This is a genomic window from Diaphorobacter sp. HDW4B (assembly GCF_011305535.1).
Lineage (GTDB): Bacteria > Pseudomonadota > Gammaproteobacteria > Burkholderiales > Burkholderiaceae_C > Diaphorobacter_A.
The window spans coordinates 925,256-935,000 of record NZ_CP049905.1 but is presented as its reverse complement, the minus strand read 5'-3'; the positions used below and the strand labels follow the sequence as shown (position 1 = coordinate 935,000).

7 protein-coding genes and 2 rRNA genes (1 of these 9 only partly in view) are annotated in these 9,745 nt (G+C 57.4%); all 9 read left to right on the top strand.

The genetic code is table 11. The annotated features are described in order from the left end of the window. Positions 1-2,070: ribosomal RNA gene (locus G7048_RS04455) — 23S ribosomal RNA — on the top strand (it extends 809 nt beyond the left edge of the window). Positions 2,071-2,212: 142 nt separating this feature from the next. After that, positions 2,213-2,325, top strand: a 5S ribosomal RNA gene (rrf, locus tag G7048_RS04450). Between the two features lie 165 nt (positions 2,326-2,490). Continuing rightward, entirely contained in the window at positions 2,491-3,237 is a 747-nt protein-coding gene (locus tag G7048_RS04445; protein ID WP_166066985.1) for a 16S rRNA pseudouridine(516) synthase, read from the top strand. 184 nt (positions 3,238-3,421) lie between these two features. Beyond that, positions 3,422-4,354, top strand: a complete 933-nt coding sequence (locus G7048_RS04440; protein WP_240933286.1) for a YncE family protein — start codon at positions 3,422-3,424, stop codon at positions 4,352-4,354. Positions 4,355-4,385: 31 nt separating this feature from the next. Next, positions 4,386-5,186, top strand: a complete 801-nt coding sequence (locus G7048_RS04435; protein WP_166066983.1) for a polysaccharide deacetylase family protein — start codon at positions 4,386-4,388, stop codon at positions 5,184-5,186. Between the two features lie 44 nt (positions 5,187-5,230). After that, positions 5,231-6,238, top strand: coding sequence for a sterol desaturase family protein (locus G7048_RS04430; protein ID WP_166066982.1), 1,008 nt, complete (start codon positions 5,231-5,233; stop codon positions 6,236-6,238). A 38-nt stretch (positions 6,239-6,276) separates the two neighbouring features. Further along, positions 6,277-7,194: an EI24 domain-containing protein gene (locus G7048_RS04425; protein WP_166066981.1), complete on the top strand. Its 918-nt coding sequence runs from the start codon at positions 6,277-6,279 to the stop codon at positions 7,192-7,194. Between the two features lie 55 nt (positions 7,195-7,249). Beyond that, the gene (locus G7048_RS04420) at positions 7,250-8,071 is read left to right on the top strand and encodes a molybdopterin-binding protein (protein ID WP_166066980.1); all 822 of its coding nucleotides are present in this window, start codon (positions 7,250-7,252) and stop codon (positions 8,069-8,071) included. A gap of 177 nt (positions 8,072-8,248) precedes the next feature. Then, positions 8,249-9,664 (top strand): type I glutamate--ammonia ligase, encoded by a 1,416-nt coding sequence (glnA, locus tag G7048_RS04415; protein ID WP_166066979.1) that lies wholly within the window; start codon positions 8,249-8,251, stop codon positions 9,662-9,664. Positions 9,665-9,745: the final 81 nt, after the last annotated feature.

The following is a 9,745-nucleotide window of genomic DNA, read 5'->3' as shown; positions in this document are numbered from 1 at the left end:
CCGAAAACTATTTAGGTAGTGCCTCAAGTATTACCTGCGGGGGTAGAGCACTGTTTTGGCTAGGGGGTCATGGCGACTTACCAAACCAAGGCAAACTCCGAATACTGCAGAGTACAGCTTGGGAGACAGAGCACCGGGTGCTAACGTCCGGACTCAAGAGGGAAACAACCCAGACCGCCAGCTAAGGTCCCTAAAATTGGCTAAGTGGGAAACGAAGTGGGAAGGCTAAAACAGTCAGGATGTTGGCTTAGAAGCAGCCATCATTTAAAGAAAGCGTAATAGCTCACTGATCGAGTCGTCCTGCGCGGAAGATGTAACGGGGCTAAGCCAGTTACCGAAGCTGCGGATGTGCAATTTATTGCACGTGGTAGGAGAGCGTTCTGTAAGCCTGTGAAGGTGTCTGGTAACGGATGCTGGAGGTATCAGAAGTGCGAATGCTGACATGAGTAGCGTTAAAGCGGGTGAAAAGCCCGCTCGCCGTAAGCGCAAGGTTTCCTACGCAACGTTCATCGGCGTAGGGTGAGTCGGCCCCTAAGGCGAGGCAGAGATGCGTAGCTGATGGGAAACAGGTCAATATTCCTGTACCGATCAATAGTGCGATGTGGGGACGGAGAAGGTTAGCTCAGCCAACTGTTGGATATGTTGGTTCAAGCCTGTAGTCGTGCCTGGTAGGCAAATCCGCCGGGCTTAGATGAGGGGTGATAACGAGTGTGCTTGCACACGAAGTGAGTGATACCCTGCTTCCAGGAAAAGCCACTAAGCTTCAGCTATTGACGACCGTACCGCAAACCGACACTGGTGCGCGAGATGAGTATTCTAAGGCGCTTGAGAGAACTCAGGAGAAGGAACTCGGCAAATTGATACCGTAACTTCGGGAGAAGGTATGCCCCTAGTAGGTGAAGTTGAACAAACGGAGCTGAATGGGGTTGCAAAAAATCGGTGGCTGCGACTGTTTATTAAAAACACAGCACTCTGCAAACACGAAAGTGGACGTATAGGGTGTGACGCCTGCCCGGTGCTGGAAGATTAAATGATGGGGTGCAAGCTCTTGATTGAAGTCCCAGTAAACGGCGGCCGTAACTATAACGGTCCTAAGGTAGCGAAATTCCTTGTCGGGTAAGTTCCGACCTGCACGAATGGCGTAACGATGGCCACACTGTCTCCTCCTGAGACTCAGCGAAGTTGAAATGTTTGTGATGATGCAATCTCCCCGCGGAAAGACGGAAAGACCCCATGAACCTTTACTGTAGCTTTGTATTGGACTTTGAACAGATCTGTGTAGGATAGGTGGGAGGCTTTGAAGTGTGGTCGCTAGATCACATGGAGCCAACGTTGAAATACCACCCTGGTGTGTTTGAGGTTCTAACCTAGGTCCATTATCTGGACTGGGGACAGTGCATGGTAGGCAGTTTGACTGGGGCGGTCTCCTCCCAAAGTGTAACGGAGGAGTTCGAAGGTACGCTAGTTACGGTCGGACATCGTGACGATAGTGCAATGGCATAAGCGTGCTTAACTGCGAGACTGACAAGTCGAGCAGATGCGAAAGCAGGACATAGTGATCCGGTGGTTCTGTATGGAAGGGCCATCGCTCAACGGATAAAAGGTACTCTGGGGATAACAGGCTGATACCGCCCAAGAGTTCATATCGACGGCGGTGTTTGGCACCTCGATGTCGGCTCATCTCATCCTGGGGCTGTAGTCGGTCCCAAGGGTATGGCTGTTCGCCATTTAAAGAGGTACGTGAGCTGGGTTTAAAACGTCGTGAGACAGTTTGGTCCCTATCTTCCGTGGGCGCTGCAGATTTGAGGAAGCCTGCTCCTAGTACGAGAGGACCGGAGTGGACACACCTCTGGTGTACCTGTTGTCACGCCAGTGGCATCGCAGGGTAGCTATGTGTGGAAGAGATAACCGCTGAAAGCATCTAAGCGGGAAACTCGTTTCAAGATGAGATCTGCCGGGGCCTCGAGCCCCCTGAAGGGTCGTTGTAGACCACGACGTTGATAGGCTGGGTGTGGAAGAGCAGTAATGCTTTAAGCTAACCAGTACTAATTGCCCGTGCGGCTTGACCCTATAACTTTGATACAATCAAAGACTTGTAGTTATGCCAAGTACGCAATCAAATTAAGTTCAGCACAATCTGAATAAAACCTCAGCTGATTGAGATTCTATGAATTCGTTGTGAAGCCACAAGGCTCCACGACACCAAGTTATGCCTGATGACCATAGCAAGTTGGTACCACTCCTTCCCATCCCGAACAGGACAGTGAAACGACTTCGCGCCGATGATAGTGCGGGTTCCCGTGTGAAAGTAGGTCATCGTCAGGCTCTTACAGCCCAAGCCGCCCTCCAACTCGAAAGAGTGGAGGGCGTTTTGCTTTGGAGAAACTTGTTCAATAACAGGTTTCAAGAAGATTGATCGACCACTTTTTGAACCGTCAGTTGGACGGATCGGCTCGATAATCCATTTCCAGTCGTTTTTCGCTGATATCCATGCAACTCCAGGACATTCTCTATTCACAAGGATTTGGTACACGCCGCGTCTGCGCTGGGTTGGTCCAGCAGGGGCATGTGGCGCTGTATGAAGCAGAAAGCGTGGAGCCCGTGGTGCACACGGATGCGAGTGAGGATGTCGAGGAAGACGGCCTGCGCATGCGCGTGCAGGGTGTGGACTGGCCATATCAGGAGAAGGCATATATTCTGCTGAACAAGCCTGCCGGGACCGAGTGCTCGCAGAAACCCTCTGCCTACCCCAGCATCTACACGCTGCTGCCAAGCCCCTTGCGCCAGCGCCCCAGCAAGAGCAATGTGCAGGGCATACAGGCGGTGGGACGGCTCGATCAGGATACGACCGGCATGCTGGTCTTGACGGATGACGGCCCGTTCATTCACCGTCTGAATTCACCCAAGCGCCACGTGCCCAAGGTGTACGACGTGACAGCCAAGCACGAAGTCACAGACGATCAGATCAAGCGCCTTCTCGCCGGTGTTCTGCTGAACGACGAGAACGAGAATGTGCGCGCAGCTGCATGTGAGCAGACGGGGTTGCACACCTTCAAATTGACCCTGACCGAGGGCAAGTATCACCAGGTCAAGCGGATGGTGGCGGCGGTGGGCAACCGTGTGGAAGGACTGCACCGCTCACGCATCGGCACGCTTGGTTTGCCGGGTGATCTGGAGCCGGGAAAGTGGCGTTGGTTGACCATCGGTGAGCTTAGTCAGTTGACCGCAACATCCTGATTGCAGATCACGGTCATCCGCCGATAAACGCTTCAAGCCCGCTTACACTGCGAGCCTTGTCGACAGTGGTATTGGGGCCGTCACACCATGTGAGAGGCCCATGCTGTCGGATCGGATAAAGGGATTTTTTGTGAAGTATCAGGTTTGGCACAAGGCAGGGTTGGCTCTGCTGGCGGCGTTCACGATGATGGGTGCCAAGGCGAGTCTTCCGCCTGTTTTCGTTCTCAATTCCCTGGACGCGAATGTCAGCGTCATCGATCCCGAAAAGTGGGTCGAAGTCCAGCGCATCACGACTGGCAAGGAACCTCACCATCTGTATTTGACCCCCGACGAAAAGTCGGTCGTCATTGCCAATGCGTTGGGTGATTCGCTCACATTCGTCGATCCCAAAACCGCGCAGGTGCAGCGCACGGTCACCGGCATCGTCGACCCCTACCATCTGCGTTTCAGCCCGGACATGAAGTGGTTCATCACGGCTGCAAATCGCTTGAATCACGTGGACTTCTATCGTTGGGACGGCAAGGATCTGACCTTGGTTCAACGCGTGCCCACGGCGAAGACTCCCAGCCACCTCTGGATCGACAGCAAGAGCCGCACGGTGTACTCCACCATGCAGGACAGTGACGAGCTGGTGGCCATCGACATGGCCACGCAGAAGATCAAATGGCGCGTGAAGACTGGCCCCATGCCGGCAGATCTGTACGGTTCGCCAGACGACAAGATGCTGTTCATCGGCCTCACTGGCGGAAAGGGTGTGGAGGTGTTCGACATCTCCAGCGACCAGCAGCCAGCACGCAGCGTGCAGATCATTCCCACAGGCGCGGGTGCCCACGCATTCCGTTCGGCTGGTGATGGCAAGCATCTTTACGTGAGCAATCGCGTGGCCAATTCGATCAGCAAGATCGACATGGCAAGCCGTACAGCGGTCGAGAGCTACTCGGCCCCCGGAGGCCCCGATTGCATGGATGTGTCCGCAGATGGCCGCTACATCTATGTGGGGGCACGCTGGGCCCGCAAGCTGCTGGTGATCGACACGCACGAGAAAAAGGTGATTCGCTCGGTCAACGTCGGCAAGTCGCCGCACGGTGTCTGGACGCTCGATCACGCCAAGCGCTGAATTGGCGCGTGCACTTGAACTCTTGCATTTCATGCACATCCGTCTGAAGCTTTTTTGTTCGCTGCTGCTGGCGGCTTCCACTGCTGCGATGGCAGTGCAGCCGCCTGCCTGCGACAAGCCGGTCTACCTCACCTTCGACACGGGTCATATGGGCGTTGCGCCATTGATTGCGGACGTGCTCAAGCGCGAGCAGGTGCATGTCACGTTCTTTGCTGCCAACGAGGCGACGAAGACGAACGGTACGAGTCTCGACGCCGAATGGGTTCCCTGGTGGAAGGCGCGCGCGGCGGAAGGGCATGAGTTCGCTTCGCACACCTACGACCATGTCTATTGGCGCGGTGATGTGGTGAAGGGGACGGATGTCTCGTTCAAGGTCAAGCCCTCGGCGGGACCTCGCAAGGACGAGCAGTTCGTGATGACTTCCGCCCAGTATTGCGAAGAAATCGGTCGCTCCGAAGAACGATTGCAAGCAATGACGGGCAAGGAGCCGCTGCCGTTGTTCCGTGCGCCTGGAGGCAAGACCTCACCGCGCCTGCTGGCTGCAGCAAAAGCTTGCGGCTACGCGCATGTGGGTTGGGCTCCAGCGGGTTTTCTGGGTGACGAGCTGCCCAGCGAAAAATACAGCAACCAGCGTCTGCTGGATCAGGCGCTTGTGAGCATACGCAAGGGCGACATCCTGCTCGCGCATCTGGGCATCTGGTCGCGTCAGGACCCTTGGGCTCCCGCCGTGTTGGAGCCTTTGATCAAGGGCCTGAAGGAACGCGGATTCTGCTTCCGCACCCTGCGCGAGCATCCCGATTACGCGGGCTGGACGCGCAAGCAGAAACAGTGAAACAGTAAAACAGTGAGTGGGCCGACAAGGCACAGGACAGAATCGTGGAATGGTGGACATCGCTTTTCAACTCGGTGCAGCAATGGCTGTTCGAGTCGGTCATCCAGCCGGCCATGTTCCAGTTGGGCATGGCCAGTCTGCTGGAGGACGGGTATGACGCGACCGGCTGGCTGCTGGTCGGGTTGCTGCAGGTACTGGTGATCGTGGCGGTGATCGGGCCGCTGGAGCGCTGGCGGCCGGTGGAGGCCATCACGGATCGCAAGGCCATTCGCACGGACGTCATCTACACGCTGATTCAGCGCCTTGGCCTGTTCCGGCTGGTGCTGTTCTTCACGCTCACACCGCTGTTCGACAGCCTGTTCGGCATGCTGCGTGTCGAAGGACTGCGCACTTTCAACATCGATGCGATCTGGCCCGGCGTGACCGATCTGCCTTGGGTCAGCTTTTTGCTGTATCTGGCCGTGTTCGATCTGCTGGACTATCTGATCCATCGCGGCCAGCATCGTTTCGACTGGTGGTGGGCGCTGCATTCACTGCACCATTCACAGCGGCAGATGACCAAATGGTCGGACAGTCGCAATCACCTGCTCGATGACGTATTGCGCGATGTGATCATCGTCGTGGTGGCGCAGTTGATTGGTGTGGCTCCGGGACAGTTCGTGGCGATTGTTGCCATCGCGCAGCTCAGCGAGAACCTGCACCACGCCAATGCACGCATCTGGTTCGGCCAGCTTGGTGAGCGGCTGTGGATCAGCCCGCGCTTTCATCGTCGACACCATGCGATTTCGCTGGTCGAGGCGCGCCAGGGTGATCCGCATCTGCCTGCCCAATCCCTGCCGCGCTCGATCGAGCTGGCGCGTGGGTGCAATTTCGGCGTTCTGCTGCCGCTGTGGGACATGCTGTTTCGCACCGCCAACTTCGAGTTGCGGTTTGATCCTACAGGGGTTGACGACCAAGTCACACCCGGTCCGGATGGCAAAGTGCGCAACTATGGCAGCGGATTCTGGTCACAGCAATGGCTCGGAATTCTCCGGCTTTTGGGACGCGGCTGAAGCGGCGCGTGTCCCCGGTTATTCTCGGGACCATGCAGATGTCTTCCTTGTTTGATTCGTTCTGGCGCGCAGCCGCGTATTGCCTGATTCCACGGGTGATCGCGCTGTCGCTGCTGCCTTTGCTGCTGATCGCCATCGTCGCGGGCGTCAGCACCTATTTCTTCTGGGATTCCGCCGTCGTATCGGTGCAGCAGATGCTGGGTGATTCCGGACTGCTGAGCGGTCTGTGGAACTGGCTCGCCAGCATGGGCTGGAGCCATGTCACCGATTACCTTGCGCCGTTGCTGGTGGTGCTGGCTGCCGTGCCGGTGATCGTGCTGATTGCCTTGCTGTCCGTGGCGGTGTTCATGACACCTGCGCTGGTCAATCTGGTGGCGCAGCGGCGTTTCCCCCATCTGGCGCGCAAGAAGGGCGCATCGCTGCTCGCGAGCGTGGTGTGGTCTGCGCTGTCGACCGTCGCGGCGCTGCTTGCGCTGGTGGTGTCTTCGCCGCTGTGGCTGATTCCGCCCTTGGTGCTGCTGTTGCCGCCGTTGATCTGGGGATGGCTGACGTATCGCGTGATGAGCTTTGATGCGCTGTCCGAGCACGCGAGCAAGGAGGAGCGCAAGGAGATCTTCGCCCGCCATCGCTACAGTCTGCTCGGAATTGGCATTGTCTGCGGCTTTCTGGGGGCGGCGCCCAGTCTGGTGTGGGCATCGGCCGTGGTGTTTGCCGCAGCCTTTCTGGTGCTGATTCCGGTGGCCATCTGGATCTACACGCTGGTGTTTGCGTTTTCATCGCTCTGGTTCACGCATTACTGCCTGACGGCGCTGGAGGCGTTGCGCACCGAACGCAAGGAAACCGCTCTGGAGGTTCCAGGCACCATCGTCGCGACCGAGGAGGCTGCGCCGACCCTGGCTGGCGATCAGCCACTGGCGTTGCCCGATCCATCGGTCATCAAGCCGGGCAATAATTGAGGGCAAACCACTTTTCGATGGGCCTGTTGCGAACGGGCTTGTCGCGGGAAATGTCGTGACTCCCCTTTTTGGACTCATCATCGTCGGCGATGAAATTCTCTCGGGCAAGCGTGCCGACAAGCACATGCCCAAAGTCATCGAACTGCTGTCCGAGCGCGGATTGGCGCTGTCGTATGCGCATTATGTCGGGGATGATCCAAAGCGCATCACCCGCACATTGCGTGAGGCCTTTACGAGCGCGGATGTCGTGTTCAGTTGTGGCGGTATCGGCGCGACGCCGGACGATCACACCCGCCAGTGCGCTGCGGCTGCGCTGGACAAACCGCTTGCGCTGCATTCGCAGGCCGCCGAGCTGATCCGCGAGCGCATGCAGGATGTGGCGCGCGAGGAGGGCAAGCCCTACGAGCCCGAACGTACGGACAATCTGCATCGCCTGAACATGGGCGTGTTCCCCGAGGGCGCGCGCATCATCCCCAATCCGTACAACAAGATTCCCGGCTTCAGTTGCGATGGCGTGGGCGGCGGCACCGTGCATTTCGTACCGGGCTTTCCCGTCATGGCCTGGCCGATGATCGAATGGGTGCTGGAAAACCATTGCGCGCAGTGGTTCCATCGGGCTCCGCAGACCGAGCATTCGGTAGTTGTCTATCGCGCGATGGAGTCGAATTTGACACCATTGATGGTCAAAATCGAGTCCACATACCCGACAATCAAGGTTTTCAGCTTGCCGAGTGTGGATCATCCGGTTCACGGGCGACACATCGAACTGGGCGTCAAAGGCGCTTCCGATGCGGTTCCGGCGGCCTGGAAAATGCTCATTGAGGCATTGCACGAAATTGGGGCGGAGCTAGGCCCTGAAATGGTGCGAAATCTTTGAGCAATGAAAGAAATCAAAAAATCGCACCTTGTTGGTGCAATTTATGAATGTGTGTACGAGGTCTTGGCTCCGCGTCACACCGTGCCTCGTGGTGGTGCATGGAGCGCCGCAATCTGGCACACATTCTGCTAACCAAGAACCTGTTTTCAATACGCGTTCATTCCCTGGAGAACATTAATGGCTAAGACCGTTGCAGACGTGATGAATATGGTGAAAGAGAATGAAGTCAAGTTCGTTGACTTCCGTTTCACCGACACCCGTGGCAAAGAGCAGCACGTGACCGTGCCCGTTTCGCATTTCGACGAAGACAAGTTCACTTCGGGCCACGCATTCGACGGTTCTTCCGTGGCTGGCTGGAAGGGCATTGAAGCTTCGGACATGCAACTCATGCCCGACCCCAACACGGCCAACATCGACCCATTCTTCGAAGAAACCACGCTGTTCCTGCAGTGCGATGTGGTGGAGCCTTCGGACGGCAAGGCCTATGACCGCGACCCACGCTCCATCGCCAAGCGCGCCGAGGCCTATCTGAAGGCATCCGGTCTGGGCGACACCGCTTACTTCGGTCCAGAACCAGAATTCTTCATCTTCGACGGCGTGCGTTGGACCAACGAACCCGGCAAGGTCGGCTTCGAGATCGAAGAATACGAAGCACCATGGAACACCGGCACCAAGTTCGAGTCTGGCAACCGTGGTCACCGTCCTACCGTGAAGGGTGGCTACTTCCCAGTGCCTCCAGTCGACAGCACGCAGGACATGCGCGCTGAAATGTCCCTGATCCTCGAATCGCTGGGCATTCCGGTCGAAGTGTTCCACCACGAAGTGGCTGGCGCTGGTCAGAACGAAATCGGCACCCGCTTCAGCACGCTGGTCGAGCGCGCTGACTGGACGCAGCAACTGAAGTACGTGGTCTGGAACGTGGCCAACGCCTACGGCAAGACCGCTACCTTCATGCCCAAGCCATACGCTGGCGACAACGGCTCCGGCATGCACGTTCACCAGTCCATCTGGAAGGACGGCAAGAACCTGTTCGCTGGCGACGGCTATGCAGGTCTGTCCGAGTACGCTCTGTTCTACATCGGCGGCATCATCAAGCACGCACGTGCCCTGAACGCCATCACCAACCCCGGCACCAACAGCTACAAGCGTCTGGTTCCAGGTTTCGAAGCGCCGGTCAAGCTGGCTTACAGCTCGCGCAACCGTTCCGCGTCGATCCGCATTCCTTACGTGGCGAACCCCAAGGGCCGCCGTATCGAGGCACGTTTCCCCGATCCACTGGCCAACCCATACCTGTGCTTCTCGGCACTGATGATGGCGGGTCTGGACGGCGTGGAAAACAAGATCCATCCGGGCGAAGCCGCCACGAAGGATCTGTACCATCTGCCTCCAGAGGAAGACAAGCTGGTGCCAACCGTCTGCCACAGCCTCGACCAGGCTCTGGAAGCGCTGGACGCCGACCGCGGCTTCCTGACCAAGGGCGGTGTGTTCTCCGACTCCATGCTCGACGCCTACATCGATCTGAAGATGACCGAAGTGCAGCGCTTCCGCATGGCTCCACACCCCGTCGAGTACGACATGTACTACTCGCTGTAAGTCAGCCGGAGTACGGGCTGGATCGTTGAGACCTCAGCCCGGCGCTCCCTTGATTTGCAACAAAAGCGGCTTGATGGCCGC